The organism is Corallococcus sp. CA047B, from assembly GCF_003612065.1.
Classification (GTDB): Bacteria; Myxococcota; Myxococcia; order Myxococcales; family Myxococcaceae; genus Corallococcus; species Corallococcus praedator.
This window is the reverse complement of the sequence record NZ_RAWD01000224.1, coordinates 1-16,366: the sequence shown is the minus strand read 5'-3', so window position 1 is coordinate 16,366 and position 16,366 is coordinate 1. Positions and strand designations below refer to the sequence as shown.

Genomic DNA, 16,366 nt, shown 5'->3' with positions numbered 1-16,366 from the left:
CTCCAGCAGCGGGCGCGAAGGTGCGCATCCGCGCCACCGGCGACCTGATGCTCGGCACCACCGTGCCGGAGGGCTACCTGCCCCCCGAAGGCGCCGGCAGCGTCATCGCCAGCGTGCGCCCGCTGCTGGAGGACGCGGACCTCACCTTCGTCAACCTGGAGGGCCCGCTGTGCGACACCGGCCGCACCACCAAGTGCCGCTCGCCCGCCAACTGCTATGCGTTCCGCTCCCCCACCTCGTTTGGCCAATACATCAAGGACGCGGGCGTGGACGTCGTCTCCACCGCGAACAACCACTCCGGTGACTTCGGCGAGGAGTGCCGCCGCGCCACCGAGTCCACCCTGGACGCGCTGGGCATCGCCTGGAGCGGTCCGCCGGGCAGCGTGGCCACGCTGGAGCGCAACGGCCTGAAGATCGGCCTCGTGGCCTTCCACACGTCGGCCGGGTGCAACCACCTGAACAACCTGCCCAACGCCACCGCGCTGGTGAAGCAGGTGGCCGCCACGCACGACATCGTCGTCGTCTCCTTCCACGGCGGCGCCGAGGGCGGCAAGGCCCTGCACGTGCCCCCGGGCAAGGAGATGTTCTTCGGAGAGGACCGAGGCGACCTGCGCGTCTTCACCCACGCGGTGGTGGACGCGGGCGCGCACCTGGTGCTCGGCCATGGCCCGCACGTCGCGCGCGCGATGGAGTTCTACCAGGGCCGCCTCATCGCCTACTCGATGGGCAACTTCGCCACCTACGGCCGCTTCAACCTCAAGGGTCCCCAGGGCCTGGGCATGGTCCTGGAGGTGGAGCTGGACAGCCAGGGCCGCTTCTCCACCGGCCGCATCCTCCCCACGAAGCAGGTGGGCGAGGGCATCGCCCAGCCGGACCCGGACGCCAACGTCGTCTCCCTGGTGCGCAAGCTCTCCCAGGAGGACTTCCCCGAAACGGGCGCCCGCATCGCCGACGACGGCCGCCTCTCCCCGCGCAAGGCCCCGGTGACGGCCGCCGGCAGCGCGCCGTAGCGCACCCCCTTCCCGACAACGCCGCACCCCCACCCACGGACCTCCGCGTCCGTGGGTGGAGCGGAGCGTGTCCGGAGCGTCACGTCCCGCGCGTCGCTGTCACGGAATGCCTGCCCTGTTGAAGCCGGGCTGCTGCCTGGACTGCCGTCCTCTTCATTGCGACTCCAAGCGTGCCGCGCCGTGCCGGGCGCGCCGTCACGCCGTGCGCTAAGAGAAAAGCCGCCGTGTCATCGACCCACCGACTCGCCTCGCTGCGCCCCTTCGAACACCCCGGCTACTTCGCGGTGTGGATGGGCGCGCTCATCTCCAACATCGGCACCTGGATGGAGACGGTGGCGATGGGCGTGTACGTCACGCAGACGACGGGCCGCGCCGAGTCCACGGGCGCCATCGTCGCGCTGTCGTTCCTGCCCGCGGTCATCCTGTCGCCGTTGGGCGGAGCGCTGGCGGACCGCTTCGACCGGCGCGCCTACGCGGCGCTCGGCGCGGTGCTGCAAGCGGCGCTCGCGGGCGTGCTGACGGTGCTGGCGTTCCGGGGGCAGCTGTCGGTGCCCGTCATCGGGGTCATCTCGTTCCTGAATGGGTGCGTGGGCACGCTCACCTACCCGGCCTTCGGCGCGCTGCTGGCGGAACTGGTGCCCCCGCATGAGCTGCACCTGTCCACGAGCCTCAACTCGGCGCAGTTCAACCTGGGGCGCATCCTGGGGCCCACGCTGGCCGCGCTGACGTTGCAGGTGAGCGGACCCGCCTGGGCCCTGCTCGCGAACACGCTGTCGTTCTTCGCGGTGCTGGTGGCGCTCTCCCGCGTGATGCCCCGGCCCCGGGACCCGGCGGTGAAGCGCGAACCGCTCTGGGCCGGCATCCGGCGCGGCATCACCGTGGCGCGCGACGACGAGGACATCTCCCTGGTGCTGGTGGCCACCTTCTTCGTGGCGGCGCTGGTGGCGCCCTTCATCGGGCTGGTGCCGGTGTTCGCCATCCGGGAGCTGGGCCAGGGCGCGGCGGCGACGTCGCTGCTGGTCACCTGCCAGGGCGCGGGCGCGGTGACGGCGGCGCTGGGCGTGGGCACGCTGGCGGAGACGTTCGGCCAGCGCCGGCTGCGCGGCTACGCGGCGACGTCCATCGCGGTGCTGTCCGGCATCTACTGGCTGGCGCCCACGCTGCAGGTGGCCGCGGTGTGCATCTTCTTCCTGGGCGCCAACTACCTCGTGCTGATGAGCAGCCTGAGCGCGTCCTGCCAGAACCGCGTGCCGCGTGAGCTGCAGGCGCGCATGGGCAGTCTGTACACCATGGTGTTGGGCGCGGGCTATTCGCTGGGTGTCTGGTTTCAGGGCGCGCTGGCGGACCGAGCGGGCCTGCGCTTCGTGGCGCTCAGCACCAGCGCCATCTTCCTGGCACTGGTGTTGACCACGCGCATGCTGCGCCCGGCCCGCTTCGAGAACGTGCACCTGGCCCAGGCCGAAGTGCAGCCATTCTCAGACAGCTCGCACTGACGCGTCAGGCCATTGCCTTCCCGAGGGAACGCAATCGCGTCTCAACGGGACGCAATCATTTCCGACCCAGGACTCGGTAATCCCTTACGCACCTTGGGGCGTGAGGGGTTGGACACGGCGTCTGTCTGAATGGCGACGGGATTGCACTGGGGGCGGGCACCTCCTGCTCACCCGGAGGCAGTCCCATTCCAAGGAGCCCCCGCCATGCTGTCGCCCCAGACCGCTGAAGCCGTCCGGCGTTTCCTGACCCCCGCGAACCAGATCGACTTCCCGCAGGACCCCACGCTGCAGAAGCAATTGAATGAGGCCTGGACGTTCAACCTCACGGGCTTCACGCAGCAGGGCATCACCGGCAACCCGTGGAACAGCATGAACGCGGCGGACAACACCTGGTACTTCAACCCGGTGACGACGGACCCCGCGGAGGTGGTGTACCAGCCCATCCAGTGGAACGCCTTCCCGGGACGGTTGGAGTACTACTACGGCGGTGGCGGGGGCACGAACAGCACGGGGCTGGTGTTGCCCACGAACGACCTGCAGGCGCTGGCGGACACCGGCAAGACGGCCGGCGGCAAGCCCTTCTCCGACCTGCCGCAGATCACCAATCCCTGCTCGGCCGTCGTGTCGAACTACGGCCCCTTCGGGCCGCGCGGCTGGCAGGACGAGTACTGCGAGTGGAGCGTGGAGCGTGACGCGAATGGCAACATCGTCCGCATCGACTTCACCTGCGAGAACCCGGAGTACTGGAACTCGCTCTGGGCGGTGAGCCCCGACAAGGTGCTGGAGCTGTACCGGAGCACGCTGGGCAAGCCGCAGATCCAGCTGGCGGACCTGTACCTGGTGGACCCGGTGCGCAAGACGCCCATCGTGGATCCGTCCACCGGGAAGCCCGCGTACAACCCGCTGAACAAGTGGAACAGCGGTCCGGTCTCCACCGCCTCGCAGGGCGGCGCCATGCACCTGACGAGCACGCCCAACACGCTCCAGACGGAGATCGGCCTGGCCTCCGCGGCGACGGTGCCGCGCCCGGGGGGCAACGGCAACGCGCAGGCGCTCATCTGCTGCGCCCAGTACGGCCAGCCCGCGCGCAACAGCGACCCGCACATCGGGCAGAGCGTGAACCAGCTGGTCGCGCCGCCCAACCCCGCTTCCGCGTCGATGAAGGCCACGTTGGCCAACCCGCCCGGCCTCTACATCCAGACGCCGGACTTCGCGTCCTACAACTACCAGTCGCCGGACGGGACCGACGTGTCGACGTTCTGGACCATCGTGCGCGGCAAGGAGGAGCTGCATGACGAGCTGGGCCGCAAGCTGCCCGGCAACTACATCCTGCACGCCACCTTCCAGGTGCCCGCGTCCAAGCCGTACACGGTGTCGGACCTCACCATCAACGGCCAGAAGATCCAGTGGGCCTCGCAGGTGGCGCAGACGTTCTTCATGCAGATCACCGGCGCGGGCCTGAAGCAGTCGGGCAAGGCTCCGGAGCAGTCTTGCGTGGCCACGCCGCCGACGCTGCTCGCCCAGCCGCTTCAAATCTTCCACTCCAGTGTGTTCTTCGCGCTGGTGCAGACGAACGTGCCCAACGTGATGGGGGTGCCCATGAACCTGGCCAGCAACAGCACGCTCATCGCGCCCCAGGTGAAGGCGGGCCAGTCGAACGTGTCGCTGGTCATCACCGCGGACACGTTGTCTGGCGGCGGCTTCCCCCAGGTGTCCTTCGGGGACGGCGTCACCGTGAACGTGCAGAGTCTTGCCAAGGTGACGTACGCGGTGCCGGGCAACACCTACCCGGGCGAGGTGTCCGCCATCCTGCTGACCGTCAACGTGTCCGCCTCCGCGGCCCCCGGGCCCCGGAGCCTGTGGATCACGAATCAAGGGCAGGCGCAGTCGGTGGGCTTCCCCGCCGCGCTCCACGTCGTGTCGGCCTGAGCCAGGACCTCCATGACCTTGCCCAGGAATCCCCCGGCCCTGTCGCTGGTGGCGCTGCTGTCATTGACAGCGGGCTGCCTCAAGAGCGCGCCTTCCGCTGAACCCGACCCGGTGGGGGCCCAGGCGCCTCCTCCCATCACGGCCGAAGCCCGGAAGGCCTCCACGCCCACGAGCTTCTCGTGTGGCAATACGCAGACGCTTCAGTTCGGCCCGGACATCCCGCCCGACTTCAGCCAGGTGTCCAGTCAGGTGGACGCGGACTGTTTCGCCTGGCAGCAGTTCATCGCGTTGAACTGGCCCGCCGCGTCCATGGACGGTGGGGCGGATGCGGGCTTCGGTACGCCCGGGGACCTGGGCGCGGTGCAATGGCAGACGTGGATGGACGTGGCGCAGGTGTTCCTGCCGGACGGCGGCCCGCCGCCTCCGTGGGGAACGGTGCCGAAGGTGGACCCGGCGTGTCTGGCGGAAGCGGGCCTGACGGCGGTGGAGGCGAAGGGCCTGTTGGCGCTCACGGTGGCGTCGAAGTTCGCGGAGCAGTTCGACCCGAACAGCAGCGCGCAGGCGTTCCCGTTCAGCGGGCCCGCGTGGCTGGGTGCGCAGAACGGCACGAACGTCTGGTACGACGTGCGCATCAGCCAGCCGGAGTTCGACTACGTGGTGGACGCGGGGCTCTACAACGCGTCCAACCAGATGGCGCAGGCGGACGCGGGGGTGGCGCTGGTGCTGCCCCAGGGGTCCTTCCAGTCGAACAGCGTGGGCGCCATCGAGACGAAGTCGGCGTGGATGGAGGTCTCCACGCCGACGGATGCTCGGTGGAACCGCTACAAGCTGGCGCCCGCGGTGGTGGTGGATCCTTCCACGCAGAAGTGTCGCACGGCGACGGTGGCGTTGGTGGGGTTGCACATCATCCACGCGACGCAGAGCCAGCCCACGTTGGTGTGGTCCACCTTCGAGCACGTGGACAACGCGCCGAACCACAACGCGGACGCGGGCACCACGGCCTGGAACTTCTACAACGCGCAATGCCAGCCACGCACGCTGTCGGTGCCGGCGAACTGTTCCGCGGATGGTGGGGCCACGCAGGTGACGGTGGGCTGCACGCCCAACACGCCGCCGCCGTACTTCATCGGGAGCGGGTGTCCGGCGCCGTCGGCGGTGCAGGTGACGCGGATGACGCCCATCGACGCGACGGCGGCCGGGGTGACGACGAAGGTCCAGCAGCACCTGGCGCAGGCGTATCCCAGCTCCGTCTGGGGAAACTACCTGTTGGTGAACACGCTGTGGTCCACCAGCTCCAGCGCAAGCCCCACAAGGCCGGTGAAGGCACCGCTGCCGTTCGCCTCGCCGGCACCGTCCGGGAGCATCCCCATCGCGAACACGACGATGGAGACATACATCCAGCAGACGGCGGACTTCGGTCAGGGAGCGAAGGCGAGCAACTGCATCGTCTGTCATGCGGGCGCCAGCATCCAGGGTCCGTCTGGCATTGCGTCTGACTTCAGCTTCATCTTCGGACTGGCGCAGGGGCTGCCCGCCAACGAGCAGGCCCGCCTCAAGTCGAAGCGGGTGACCCCGGCCATCAAGGCGGGACAACTGCATCCGCCCAGGATGCGCCGCATCCTCCAGTAGGACGTGCGTCGGGAAGGCGCTGGGGCCACACGGCTCCAGCGCCTTTTTCATGCGGTGGGGCCTTGTGGGGGCCCAGTGCACCGTGGATGGGGAGCGGACAAGATGAAGCTTCGCGGTGTGGTGGCGGTGTTGCTGTTGGGTTGCATGGGCTGTGCGACGACTCGGACGGTGACGCTCGATACCGGCCGAGGGAAGCCGCCCATCGTCTACCGGCCCTCGGAGACCCGCCCGGTGGAGATCGCCCGGGACGCGTTCGAGGAGGGCGTGACGCGGCTCGTGCTCGGCATGAAGTTGGATGTGGCCGTCCGTGAGGCCGATGAGGCGGCGAAGCACTCCCTCCTGGCATCCACCCATGGCGTGGTGGACGGGGTCCGGGGCCGGACAAGCCTCGTGCCGGGTGGGTCCGCGCTGGGACTGATGGAGCGTCGGAGGATGGCGCTGTCCTTCGCGCTGGACACGGTCTGGGAAGGTGTCGAGGTCGCGCTCCGGGACATCGCCAACCCGGACGCCCTGCGGGCCATGGTCGTCTCCCTCATCGGGACCTCGCTGGTGATGCTGGTGGCGCCTGAACCGGTGACGAAGTTCGTCGCGCTCGCGTTGACGGCCTGCCTCATCGCCTACCTGGGAACGGGACCGGTCTGGCACATCGGGCAGGCGTTCCTGCGACTCATGGAGGAGACGGCGGAGGCCACGAGCGTCGAGCACCTGGAGGAGGTGGGGCACCGCTTCGGCAAGGTGATGGGGGACAACGGGGCCCGGGTGCTGATCATCGTCGCGATGGCGGCGCTGGGTGGCAGGTCCGGAATGGCGGCGCAGGGACCGCGAATGCCTGGCTTCACCCAGGCGGCATTGAAGGCGCAGGTGGAGGGTGGATTCCAGCTCTTAGGGGTCCTGGCGGGTGAGGTGCATTCGATTTCACTCCCCGCGGCCGGAGTGCTCGACATCGCGCTCGCGCCCACGGCGGTGGCTGCCGTGGCCATGGGACCGGGCGGCGGGATGCAGGGGGACCCGGATGGGGAGGTGCACCACATCTGCACGGACAAGAACGAAGTCTCCGCGTCATCCGGTGGACCCTGGACCCGGATCTTCGAGGATTTCTTCCGCCGAGCAGGAATGAAGCTGAGCGATACCGTGAATCAAGTTCGCATCCGAGGGCACAAAGGACCGCACCCACGCGAGTACCATCAAGAGGTCTATCGGAGGCTCCAGTTGGCGACGCAGGGATGCAGGGAGATGCAATCCTGTCGACAGGCCCTGACCGGTGAGTTGATGAAGATCGCGAAGGATCTCACAACGGATGGAACACTTCTGCGAGGGCTCATCACCCGGAACCCGGAAGGATGAGGACCATGTCCACACGCTTCTTCGACCTTGATTTCGACGTCTACGTTCCAGGTCGCTGGTATCTGGCCGAGCCCCATCACCGTGACGGGCCAGAGATTGAGGACATCTGGCAGTTCATCCAGGGCAAGCCGGTGGAACTCCATGAACGGCTCCAGATTCCACTCTCACAGGCAGGCAGGGCCTTGGACTTCGACAAGACCACGGTCGGTGGTGCGCCCATCGTCAACGCCCGCGTCGCCGCCGTGTTCCGCGAACTTGCGCCCCGTGACACCCAGCTCTTCCCCGTCGAGGTGGAAGGCCAGCCCGACCCGTACTTCCTGCTGAACGTCGCGCGCGAACTCAACTGCATCGACGACGCGGCCTGCACCGAGGCCAGGCGCTGGCTGCCTGAAGACAACCGGCCGGACCGGCTGGGCGAGTACCACGTCGTGTCCGGCCTGCGCATCGATCGCTCGAAGGTGGGCGGGGCACGCGTCTTCCGGCTGTGGGGCTACCACCCGCCCATCATCGTCACAGGCGACATCAAGGACGCGCTCGAAAGCACGGGCGTCACCGGCGCACGGTTCGTCGAAGTCTGAGGCAAGCGCCCCTCACTCCCCCTCCAGGTCCCGCTTCAGCTTCGACAGCAGCGCCACCGCGTGGGCCGCGTATGGGGAGATCCACCGTTCGTGGATCTCCTGGAAGGGCGCCGCGTTGAGATGGTTCCACCGCGTCCTGCCCTCGCGCCGGACGAGGATCAGCTCCGCCCGCTCCAACACCCCGATGTGCTGCATCACCGTGCAGCGATCCAGCGTGGACGCGAAGTGCTCGCACAACTCCCCGGTCGTCCGGGGCGCGTCCTTCAGCAGATCCAGGATGGCCCGCCTCCGTGAGTCCGCCAGCGCCTTGAAGATGAGGTCGTCCCGGGTGCTGCTTGACATGTTATAAATATATAACCTATTTCTGGCCGCGCCAGGAAACAGGAGGGTGCCCCCATGGAGACGAAGTTCCAGGTGCAGCTGAAGATCCAGAAGCCGGTCGCGGAGGTCTTCGACGCGGTCGTCCAGCCGAAGAAGCTCAGCGGCTACTTCGTCCAGCACGCCAGCGGGCCCCTCGTGGAGGGCACGACGGTGCAGTGGCGGTTCGCGGAGGTGCCCGGGGACCACGACGTCATCGTCCGGCAGGTGGTCCGGGACGAACGCATCGTCTTCGAGTGGCCCGCGGAAGGCGGCTCCCTCACGCGGGTGGAGATGCTCTTCGAAACGCTCGACGCCAGGAACACGATGGTGCGCATCAGCGAGTCGGGCTGGACGCAGGACGCCCAGGGCTTCAAGTCGGCCTACGGCAACGTGGGCGGCTGGATGCACATGCTGTGCTGCCTCAAGGCCTTCCTGGAGTTCGGTATCAACCTGCGCGCCGGCGGAGCCCTCTGAGATTCGATCCCCGTCGGAGCCGGACGGGAATGTCACCTCCCAGAACCCGTTCCCCCGCGTCCCCACCGTGCCCGAGGAGGCCCATGTCCGTCCGCGTCCCCGCCCTGCTCCTCTCCGCCCTGCTCCTCTCCGCCCCGGCCGCCAACGCACAGGAACCGCGCCGAGCCCCTGAGGCGCTGGGCCTGGGCATGGAGGGCTACCCCTACCCCGCCCCCGTGCAGTTCCTGCCCGTCACGCTGGAGGGCCAGGACCTGCGCATGGCGTACATGGACGTGAAGCCCACGGCCAACGCCAACGGGCGCACCGTCGTCCTGCTCCACGGCAAGAACTTCTTCGGCGCGTACTGGAAGGACACGATTCGCGTCCTCACCGGCGCGGGCTTCCGCGTCATCGCGCCGGATCAGGTGGGCTTCGGCAAGTCCTCCAAGCCGGCCATCGCGTACAGCTTCCACACGCTCGCGTCGCTGACGAAGAAGGTGCTCGACACCGTGGGCGTGAAGCAGGCCGTCGTCGTCGGCCACTCCATGGGCGGCATGCTCGCCACCCGCTTCGCGCTGATGTACCCGGAGACCACGTCCCAGCTCGTGCTGGAGAACCCCATCGGGCTGGAGGACTACCGGGAGAGCGTCCCCTGGAAGTCCACCGAGGACCTCTACCGCGAGAACCTCCAGGCCACGGAGGAAGGCCTGCGCAAGTACCAGCGCACCTACTACGTGAAGTGGAAGCCCGAGTACGACGAGTACGTCCAGGTCCTCTACCGCCAGACGCTCAGCGGCGAGTACCCGCGCATGGCCTGGGTCTCCGCCGCCACGCAGCAGATGATCTACGAGCAGCCCGTGGTGCACGAGTTCCCCCTCGTGCGCGCGCCCACGCTGGTCGTCATCGGCCAGGAGGACCGCACCGTCGTGGGCAAGGGCAGCGTGCCACCCGCGCTCCTGCCCAAGCTGGGCCAGTACCCCGCGCTGGGGAAGAAGACCGCCGCCGCCATCCCCGGCGCCACGCTGGTGGAGTTGCCGAACGTGGGCCACATCCCCCACTTCGAGTCACCCGACAGATGGCACGCGGCCCTGCTCGATTTCCTGCGCAAGGGCTCGAAGTAGCCGCCCCTTTGCGCGTAGGACTGCCAGCGCATGCACTCCATTCGCGTGGTGCGCCACGCGTCGGAGCGGGGCGGCTGGGAGATGGCCCTCGCTGAACCCCCCGCGCACCTGGCCGGCGTCGTCCGTGACTACTGCGGCTACCGCGAGGCCACGGCCGCGCCCCTGCGCCGCCAGGAGCTGCCCGGCGTCCAGGTGGTGCTCATCCTGGAGTTCGGCCCGCTCCTGAAGCACCTGGACGACGCGGGGCGGGTGACGCGGCACCGCTCCGGCTTCACCGCGGGGCTCGACGAGCGCTGGAGCACCACCGAACACGGCGGCGTGTCCCACGGGCTCCAGGTGAACCTCACGCCGCTGGGGGCCCGGCGCGTCTTCGGGCTGTCCATGCAGGAGCTCTCCCACCGCGTGGTGGGCCTGGAGGACCTCTGGGGCCTGGAGGCGCGGCGGCTGGTGGAGCAGCTCGCGGAGGCTCCGGGTTGGGCCGCCCGCTTCGCCCGCGTGGACGCGTTCCTGACCCGACGCCTGGAGCGGGGCCCGGAGGTGGAGGCGGGCGTGCGCTGGGCCGTGGAGCGCATCCACCACGCGGGCGGCAACCTGGACATCGCCGCGCTGGCGCACGAGCTGGGCCGCAGCCACAAGCACCTCATCCACCAGTTCCATGAACACGTGGGCCTGCCACCCCGAAGGCTGGCGCGTCTGCTGCGCTTCGACCGCGCGGTGCAGCGGCTGAAGGCCGGCGGGCCCCTGCGCCAGGCGGAGCTGGCGGTGGAGCTGGGCTACTTCGACCAGGCCCACCTCCACCGGGACTTCCGCCAGTTCACCGGAGGGCCACCGTCCGCGCTGCTGCGCCGTTCGCTGCCGGACGCGGGAGGCTTCGAGTCCGGGTCGCAGGTGAAATCCGTACAAGAACCGGCCTGGGGCGATGGGCAGGATGCACGGTGAAAGGAAGTCCGCCATGTCCACCCCCCTGCCCAGCATCTATCCGTTCCTCCGCTACGAAGACCCGGAGGCCGCCCTGCGCTTCCTGAAGCAGGCGTTCGGCTTCGAGGAGCGCGCGGTCTACCGCTCACCCGACGGCGCCGTGGCCCACGCCGAGCTGACGCTGGGCCACGGGCTCATCATGTTCGGCGGCGCGGACAGCGCGAACCGGATGAAGATGGCGTCATCGAAGCAGGTGCCCGCGAAGAACCAGGGCGTCTACATCGTCGTCACCGACCCGGACGCCCTCTTCGCGCGAGCGAAGGCCGCGGGCGCGGCCATCCTCATGGAACTCACCAACACCGACTACGGCTCGCGTGACTTCAGCGCGCTCGATCCCGAAGGCAACATCTGGAGCTTCGGCACGTACCAGCCGCTCGCCGCGCCGCCGCCGAAGGGCTGAGAGGTTGACGGCTTCACCGGGAGGCGAGCGGGCCTCGCGCCTGCATCGACGGCAGAGGACGTCTATGCAACGCTTCCCGGTCTGGCCGGGTTCCGGCCGTGAAACCCCCAGGGTAACGCGATGAAGCTGCTGCTCGGACCCATCCTGTACGCGAAGGCGCAGTCCACGCCGGACCCGAAGTCCCACGACGTGTGGAGCTTCTACGTCAACGTGTTCCTGGACAGTCCGTCGGTGGGGGTGTCGCCGGCCCTGAGGCTGTGTTTCACGGACGCGCGCGGCGTCCAGGTCGCCGCGTTCGAAGAGGCGAAGCCCGCCGTGGACTTCACCCGCCTGCCCAGGGACACCGCCGGCGTGGTGTGGCGCTGGGAGGTCGTCCTGCCGCGCAAGGACGTGGCCCAGCGGCTGTCCTATCACTTCGAAGCGTTGGACCGACCCGGCGTGCCCGTGACGTTCGAGCGTCCGCCGCCGCGAAACCCCCGGACCGCGCCCCCGGACAGTCCTCCGAAGCCGCTCGTCGTGTCCGACGTCGTCGTTCCCCAGCGGGGAGTGTCGCCGAACATCGCGTTCTTCTCCTGCAACGGTGCCAGCCGTGCGAGTGATTGGAGCGACCTCGCGGAGCCCTACGCGCTCTGGGACAAGATGCTGCAGCAGCACCAGCGGGAGCCGACGGATCCGGCCAAGACGCCGGGCTTCCAGTTGCTCATCGGGGGTGGGGATCAGCTCTACGCGGACTCGCTCCACAACTCGATGGAGCTGCTGCACGGGCACATGAAGCTGTCGCGCTCCAAGCGGCTGAACCGGCCGGTGCCGGACGGGCTGCGCGAAAGCCTGCTCACCGAATACGTCTGGCTGTACCGGGAGCGGTGGGGAGGCCCGGAGGGCATCGCGCCGTTGCTCCAGCGGGTGCCGGGCCTCTACATGTGGGACGACCACGACATCTTCGACGGGTGGGGTTCGCACGAGGAACTCCAGCGCTCGCCCTGGTACCGGGCCATCTACAGCGCGGCGGCGCGGGCCTTCGAGGCCTTCCAGAAGGGCACGTTGGACCAGCCCGGGGCGGCGCGCGAACCGGACGACGGGGAGCTCCTCCAGCCGGTGCTGCGGGAAGCGCAGGACGTGGACCCTCGGGAGGCGCGGCACTACTTCCAGACGTTCTGCTTCTCCACGGAGGACTGCGACCTGGACGTGGTGTTGTTGGACTTGCGCAGCGGGAGGACCAGCCGGGTGCTGGACCTGGACGACGCGCATCCGCAGTCCGAGTTCACGGTGATGAGCCGGGCGCAGTGGGACGCGTTCGACGCCTGGCGCGAGGAGCACCGCCAGCGGCCGGAGAACGGGAAGAAGGCGCGGCACGTGCTGGTGGTGTCCTCGGTGCCGCTCGTGCACCTGCGCTTCGGGCCGGCGATGGAGGACATGACCGGAGGCATCAACCTGCGCGACGACCTGCTGGACCAGTGGGAGTCGGCGGTCCACCGCGGCGAGCGCACGCGGCTGTTGATGAACCTGTTCGCCCTGTCGAAGCGGTCCTACTGCGCGGTGACGGTGTTGTCCGGAGACGTGCACGTGGGGGCGAGGGCCCGCGTGCGTTCACGCAATCCGGACCACCTGGTGCCCGCGCTGGGCACGGTGGGAGAGGTGTTCATCGAACAGGTGACGTCCTCGCCCATCATCCATCCCCCGCCGTGCTGGTTGGCCTTCAAGGGGATGCTCGCGATGTCGAAGGATTCGCGCGAGGACCTGCCCGGGTTTCTCCAGACGGAGCTGCTGCCGGTGGGCAAGGAACTGTATTTGCGGGACCGCAACTGGTTGTCCATCCGGTTGGAGCGGCCGAAGCATCGGGACGGACTGACGGCGCGGCCGAAGCTCTGGGTGCGGTGGATCGCGGAGAAGCAGCACCTGCCGATGGAAGTGGTGGTGGAGCCGCCGCCCTTCCTGCCCCGGGGCTGACGGGCGACATCCCGCCCTGCTACCCGTGTCTGGCACCGCGTACATGGAGCTGGTGCTGTGATTGCGCTCATCAACGCACGGGCAGTTCGCGGAACTTGATGCCGACCCATCCACCCTGCTCCACGGCGTCCTTGAAGCGGTCGGTGCCGATGATGACGGTGCCGTAGTTGCCCACGCGAAAGAGGTCCGTGTCCGTGGGCAGTGAGGCTTCGTCGAGGATGGGGTCGTCCGGCAGCGTGAAGCCTTGTCGTCCGCAAGTGGTGCATGGGGGCTCCAGGTCCGGCGGAAGGCAGTCCCGGTGGAGCAATCCGCGCGGCTCGATCTGGAGTTCAATGAGTTCTGGCGGCGTCTTCTGACGGAACTTCAGCTCCGTCTTGCATCCAAGCAGACCGCGCACGCCCGCTGCCTGGAGGCTGTCGAAGGTGTCCCGGCGAACGACGATCCAACAGCTTTCGAGTCCCGAAAAGGGAGCGAATTGACCGGAGGCACGACCTACCAACGGACCGAAGCTGGTGCCGGGTGCAAGCTCGGAGCCTGGAGGCACCAGGGGACGCACCAACTCCCGGAGACGAACGAGTTCGTGAAAGGGTTCCTGTCGGGCTTCTTCGAACTCGTGTCGTTCTGGAAGCTCCGACAAATCCACGGCGGGATAGTGATCCCCCCAGGTGGCCCAGGTGACACCACAACCTGGACAGTTCTTCAGCCCGGGCAGAAACCATTTTGGGGAGGCATTGAACTCGCCCTTGTAGGTGGCCCAGGTTGCTTTGTCGGGACGGAGATAAAAATAACGGCTCATGGCCTTGGGTGCCTTGGCTGCGGAGAATCAGTAGTACTGCTGAAGGGAATCACCCGTGAGCTGAAAGCGGTAGATGAGGCTTCCTGCGTGTTTGTAGATCTCCGCAGGGGAGGCCCTCCTGTTTGCATCACGGAAGTCACGCCAGGCTTGATTCCAATCGCCACCCCTGTCCCCTCCGCTGTGAATGCGGCGGTGAACGTGAACGGGAACGGGCAGGGTGTACAGGTGGATGTTGACACCCTGTAGCTTGAACCAATCTGCGAGATCCTTCGCCTGTGGGAAGATGTGATGCTTCTCCATCTTTCCCGCGGGCAACCGCCGTTGCGGCAGCGTCACGGGCCGGATGTCTTCATCCCGGGGGAACACCACGACGGGCTTCCCACCGCCCGGCAGGTTCATGCTCCCGCCCCAGTTGCGCCGGGGCCCACTGCCCGGCGCGGGAGCCACCGCCATGGGAGGCGGCCGGGGCGGAAGTCCCCGCGCCAGCACCACCTCCCCGGGCACGTCCTCACACCGATAGAAACCGCACTGTGTATCCCCACACAGCAGGGTCACACAGGCATCTTCCCGCGCTTCACCGCACTCCGCTTCCGCCGCATCCCACCGTTGCTGGAGCGGCGTGCTGGATGCGCATGCCGCCATCAACAAACCCAGCACACCCCACGTCAGCCACTTCCCCAGGACTCGCACTGTCACAGAGGCCGCGTCTCGATGCCGGATTCGAGCACCGTGATCACGACGTAGAGCGTGACGTACGGATTGAGGAAGAAATAGCGGAACTCATCACCGGAGAGGGCCCGGATGTGCCAGCGCTCAGCGGCCTCCGAAAACCCTCCCAGCTCCGAGGGCAACGGCATGCACCGCACCGCCGTGAGCGCATCCTTCCGGCTCTGGAACACGGGGAGGCCCCCTTCGGGCCCCTCCATCCAGTACTGGCCCAGCAGCTCACCGTCGGCCGTCGCCGCCTCCAGGAGATGGTACGGCTCCCCCGTCGGCGCGGTGTCCTTCGGCATCCGCTGGAGCCGTTCAGCGACCTTCTGGACGAACTCGTTCTTGCCCATCTCCGCCATCTCGACGCTCCCGGTTCGCACTCCGCTCGACACCCCTACACCGTCAGGGCAGCGGTCCCTCCACCAATCGCAGCACATCCGCCAGCACGCCGGCCGCCGTCACCGCCGCGCCCGCGCCGTACCCGCGAATCACCAGCGGCGTGGGGCTGTACCGCTCCGACAGGAAGCTGAGCGCGTTCTCGCCGCCCTTCACCGCCGCCAGCGGGTGCTCCAGCGGCACCGGCACCAATCCCACGCGCACGCCCTCCGGTCCCACGCTGCCCACGTAGCGCAGCACCTTGCCTTCCTTCCGGTATGCGTCCACCCGCTGCTGGAAGATGCCGTCCGCCTGCGGCAGCCGCGCCAGGAAGTCCGGCAGCGGCCCGGTCGCGTCGAACTCCTCCGGCAGCAGCGACGCCAGCGTCACCTCCTCCAACTCCAGCGTGCGCCCCAGCTCACGCGCCAGGATGAGCACCTTGCGCGCCACGTCCGTGCCCTCCAGGTCGTCCCGGGGATCCGGCTCCGTGAAGCCCTTCTCCATCGCGGTGCCCACCGCCTTCGACAGCGGCACGCCCTGCTCCGTCAATCCCAGGATGAAGGACAGCGAACCGGACAGGATGCCCTCCACCCGGTGCACCGTGTCGCCCGTGCGCAGCATGTTCTTCAGCGTGTCGATGACCGGCAGCCCCGCCCCCACGTTCGTCTCGTAGAGGAACTTCCGCTGGTGCCGGGACGCCGTCTCCCGCAGCGCCCGCCAGTGGTCCTGCCGCCCCGAATTCGCCTTCTTGTTCGCCGTCACCACATGCAGCCCGGCCGCCATCAGCGCCGGATACCCCAGCGCCACGTCCTCGCTGCTCGTGCAGTCCACGAAGATGGGCCGGCCCGGCCGCCGCGCCCTCGCCCAGCCCCGGTACGTGTCCAGCGTGAAGCGCTCCGTGCTGGTCTCCAGCCGCGCCTTCCAGCCATCCAGCGCCACGCCCTCCGGCGCCACCAGGCTGTTCCGGCTGTTCGCGATGGCGCACACCCGCAAATCCAACCCATGCGCGCGCAGCTTCGGCGCCTGCTGGTGGATCTGCCGCAACAGCTCCCCACCCACCGTGCCCACGCCCGCCACCAGCAGCTCCACGATCTCCGTGGTGCCAAAGCACTTGCGGTGCACGTGCGCCATCGCGCGCGGGCCGTCCACCTGCGCAATCACCGCGGAGATGCTCCGCTCGCTGGAGCCCTGCGCGATGGCCGCGATGCTGCAATCCACATCCGCCAGCGCGCTGAAGAACCT

15 protein-coding genes and 1 pseudogene are annotated in these 16,366 nt (G+C 68.4%); 11 read left to right on the top strand and 5 right to left on the bottom strand.

The features are described 5' to 3' along the window. The 6 genes from D7X74_RS28510 to D7X74_RS28485 form a co-directional block, all read left to right on the top strand. Window positions 1–1,010 (top strand): CapA family protein (locus D7X74_RS28510; RefSeq protein WP_147446703.1); only part of this gene is annotated, 1,010 nt, incomplete at its 5' end. A gap of 224 nt (window positions 1,011–1,234) precedes the next feature. Further along, a complete protein-coding gene (locus tag D7X74_RS28505) occupies window positions 1,235–2,503 on the top strand; it encodes an MFS transporter (RefSeq protein ID WP_255424501.1) in 1,269 nt (422 codons plus the stop codon). A 204-nt stretch (window positions 2,504–2,707) separates the two neighbouring features. Further along, a complete protein-coding gene (locus D7X74_RS28500; protein ID WP_233602296.1) occupies window positions 2,708–4,432 on the top strand; it encodes a hypothetical protein in 1,725 nt (574 codons plus the stop codon). Between the two features lie 12 nt (window positions 4,433–4,444). Beyond that, window positions 4,445–6,061, top strand: a complete 1,617-nt coding sequence (locus tag D7X74_RS28495; protein WP_120536154.1) for a cytochrome c family protein — start codon at window positions 4,445–4,447, stop codon at window positions 6,059–6,061. 102 nt (window positions 6,062–6,163) lie between these two features. Beyond that, window positions 6,164–7,405, top strand: a complete 1,242-nt coding sequence (locus D7X74_RS28490) for an AHH domain-containing protein (protein WP_120536153.1) — start codon at window positions 6,164–6,166, stop codon at window positions 7,403–7,405. Between the two features lie 5 nt (window positions 7,406–7,410). Continuing rightward, window positions 7,411–7,983 (top strand): imm11 family protein, encoded by a 573-nt coding sequence (locus D7X74_RS28485; RefSeq protein WP_120536152.1) that lies wholly within the window; start codon window positions 7,411–7,413, stop codon window positions 7,981–7,983. 12 nt (window positions 7,984–7,995) lie between these two features. Here D7X74_RS28485 and D7X74_RS28480 read toward each other — a convergent pair whose 3' ends face one another. Further along, on the bottom strand, window positions 7,996–8,325 hold the full coding sequence (locus tag D7X74_RS28480; protein ID WP_120536151.1) for a helix-turn-helix domain-containing protein: 330 nt from the start codon (window positions 8,323–8,325) through the stop codon (window positions 7,996–7,998). A gap of 54 nt (window positions 8,326–8,379) precedes the next feature. On the opposite strand from D7X74_RS28480, the gene D7X74_RS28475 reads away from it, so the two are divergent. From D7X74_RS28475 to D7X74_RS28455, 5 genes are all read left to right on the top strand, one after another. Then, window positions 8,380–8,817, top strand: coding sequence for an SRPBCC domain-containing protein (locus D7X74_RS28475; RefSeq protein WP_120536150.1), 438 nt, complete (start codon window positions 8,380–8,382; stop codon window positions 8,815–8,817). Between the two features lie 83 nt (window positions 8,818–8,900). Further along, on the top strand, window positions 8,901–9,917 hold the full coding sequence (locus D7X74_RS28470; protein WP_120536149.1) for an alpha/beta fold hydrolase: 1,017 nt from the start codon (window positions 8,901–8,903) through the stop codon (window positions 9,915–9,917). A gap of 30 nt (window positions 9,918–9,947) precedes the next feature. Next, on the top strand, window positions 9,948–10,856 hold the full coding sequence (locus tag D7X74_RS28465; RefSeq protein WP_120536148.1) for a helix-turn-helix domain-containing protein: 909 nt from the start codon (window positions 9,948–9,950) through the stop codon (window positions 10,854–10,856). A 13-nt stretch (window positions 10,857–10,869) separates the two neighbouring features. After that, on the top strand, window positions 10,870–11,295 hold the full coding sequence (locus D7X74_RS28460) for a VOC family protein (protein WP_199741917.1): 426 nt from the start codon (window positions 10,870–10,872) through the stop codon (window positions 11,293–11,295). Between the two features lie 120 nt (window positions 11,296–11,415). Beyond that, window positions 11,416–13,242, top strand: a complete 1,827-nt coding sequence (locus tag D7X74_RS28455; protein ID WP_120536146.1) for an alkaline phosphatase D family protein — start codon at window positions 11,416–11,418, stop codon at window positions 13,240–13,242. Window positions 13,243–13,312: 70 nt separating this feature from the next. Here D7X74_RS28455 and D7X74_RS28450 read toward each other — a convergent pair whose 3' ends face one another. The 4 genes and pseudogenes from D7X74_RS28450 to D7X74_RS28435 form a co-directional block, all read right to left on the bottom strand. Then, a complete protein-coding gene (locus D7X74_RS28450) occupies window positions 13,313–14,038 on the bottom strand; it encodes a double-CXXCG motif protein (RefSeq protein ID WP_120536145.1) in 726 nt (241 codons plus the stop codon). Window positions 14,039–14,065: 27 nt separating this feature from the next. Then, complete coding sequence (locus D7X74_RS28445; protein WP_120536155.1) at window positions 14,066–14,719, bottom strand: TIGR02269 family lipoprotein; 654 nt, start codon at window positions 14,717–14,719, stop codon at window positions 14,066–14,068. A gap of 11 nt (window positions 14,720–14,730) precedes the next feature. Beyond that, window positions 14,731–15,129: a hypothetical protein gene (locus tag D7X74_RS28440; protein ID WP_147446702.1), complete on the bottom strand. Its 399-nt coding sequence runs from the start codon at window positions 15,127–15,129 to the stop codon at window positions 14,731–14,733. Window positions 15,130–15,151: 22 nt separating this feature from the next. Continuing rightward, window positions 15,152–16,366: pseudogene (locus D7X74_RS28435) on the bottom strand (bifunctional aspartate kinase/homoserine dehydrogenase I); the annotation flags it as partial.

Excerpts from the sequence above, each read along its gene's own strand:
- D7X74_RS28500 (WP_233602296.1), top strand. The coding sequence starts at position 2,708 with ATGCTGTCGCCCCAGACCGCTGAAGCCGTCCGGCGTTTCCTGACCCCC.
- D7X74_RS28495 (WP_120536154.1), top strand. The coding sequence starts at position 4,445 with ATGACCTTGCCCAGGAATCCCCCGGCCCTGTCGCTGGTGGCGCTGCTG.
- D7X74_RS28490 (WP_120536153.1), top strand. The coding sequence starts at position 6,164 with ATGAAGCTTCGCGGTGTGGTGGCGGTGTTGCTGTTGGGTTGCATGGGC.
- D7X74_RS28485 (WP_120536152.1), top strand. The coding sequence starts at position 7,411 with ATGTCCACACGCTTCTTCGACCTTGATTTCGACGTCTACGTTCCAGGT.
- D7X74_RS28480 (WP_120536151.1), bottom strand. The coding sequence starts at position 8,325 with ATGTCAAGCAGCACCCGGGACGACCTCATCTTCAAGGCGCTGGCGGAC.
- D7X74_RS28475 (WP_120536150.1), top strand. The coding sequence starts at position 8,380 with ATGGAGACGAAGTTCCAGGTGCAGCTGAAGATCCAGAAGCCGGTCGCG.
- D7X74_RS28470 (WP_120536149.1), top strand. The coding sequence starts at position 8,901 with ATGTCCGTCCGCGTCCCCGCCCTGCTCCTCTCCGCCCTGCTCCTCTCC.
- D7X74_RS28465 (WP_120536148.1), top strand. The coding sequence starts at position 9,948 with ATGCACTCCATTCGCGTGGTGCGCCACGCGTCGGAGCGGGGCGGCTGG.
- D7X74_RS28460 (WP_199741917.1), top strand. The coding sequence starts at position 10,870 with ATGTCCACCCCCCTGCCCAGCATCTATCCGTTCCTCCGCTACGAAGAC.
- D7X74_RS28455 (WP_120536146.1), top strand. The coding sequence starts at position 11,416 with ATGAAGCTGCTGCTCGGACCCATCCTGTACGCGAAGGCGCAGTCCACG.
- D7X74_RS28450 (WP_120536145.1), bottom strand. The coding sequence starts at position 14,038 with ATGAGCCGTTATTTTTATCTCCGTCCCGACAAAGCAACCTGGGCCACC.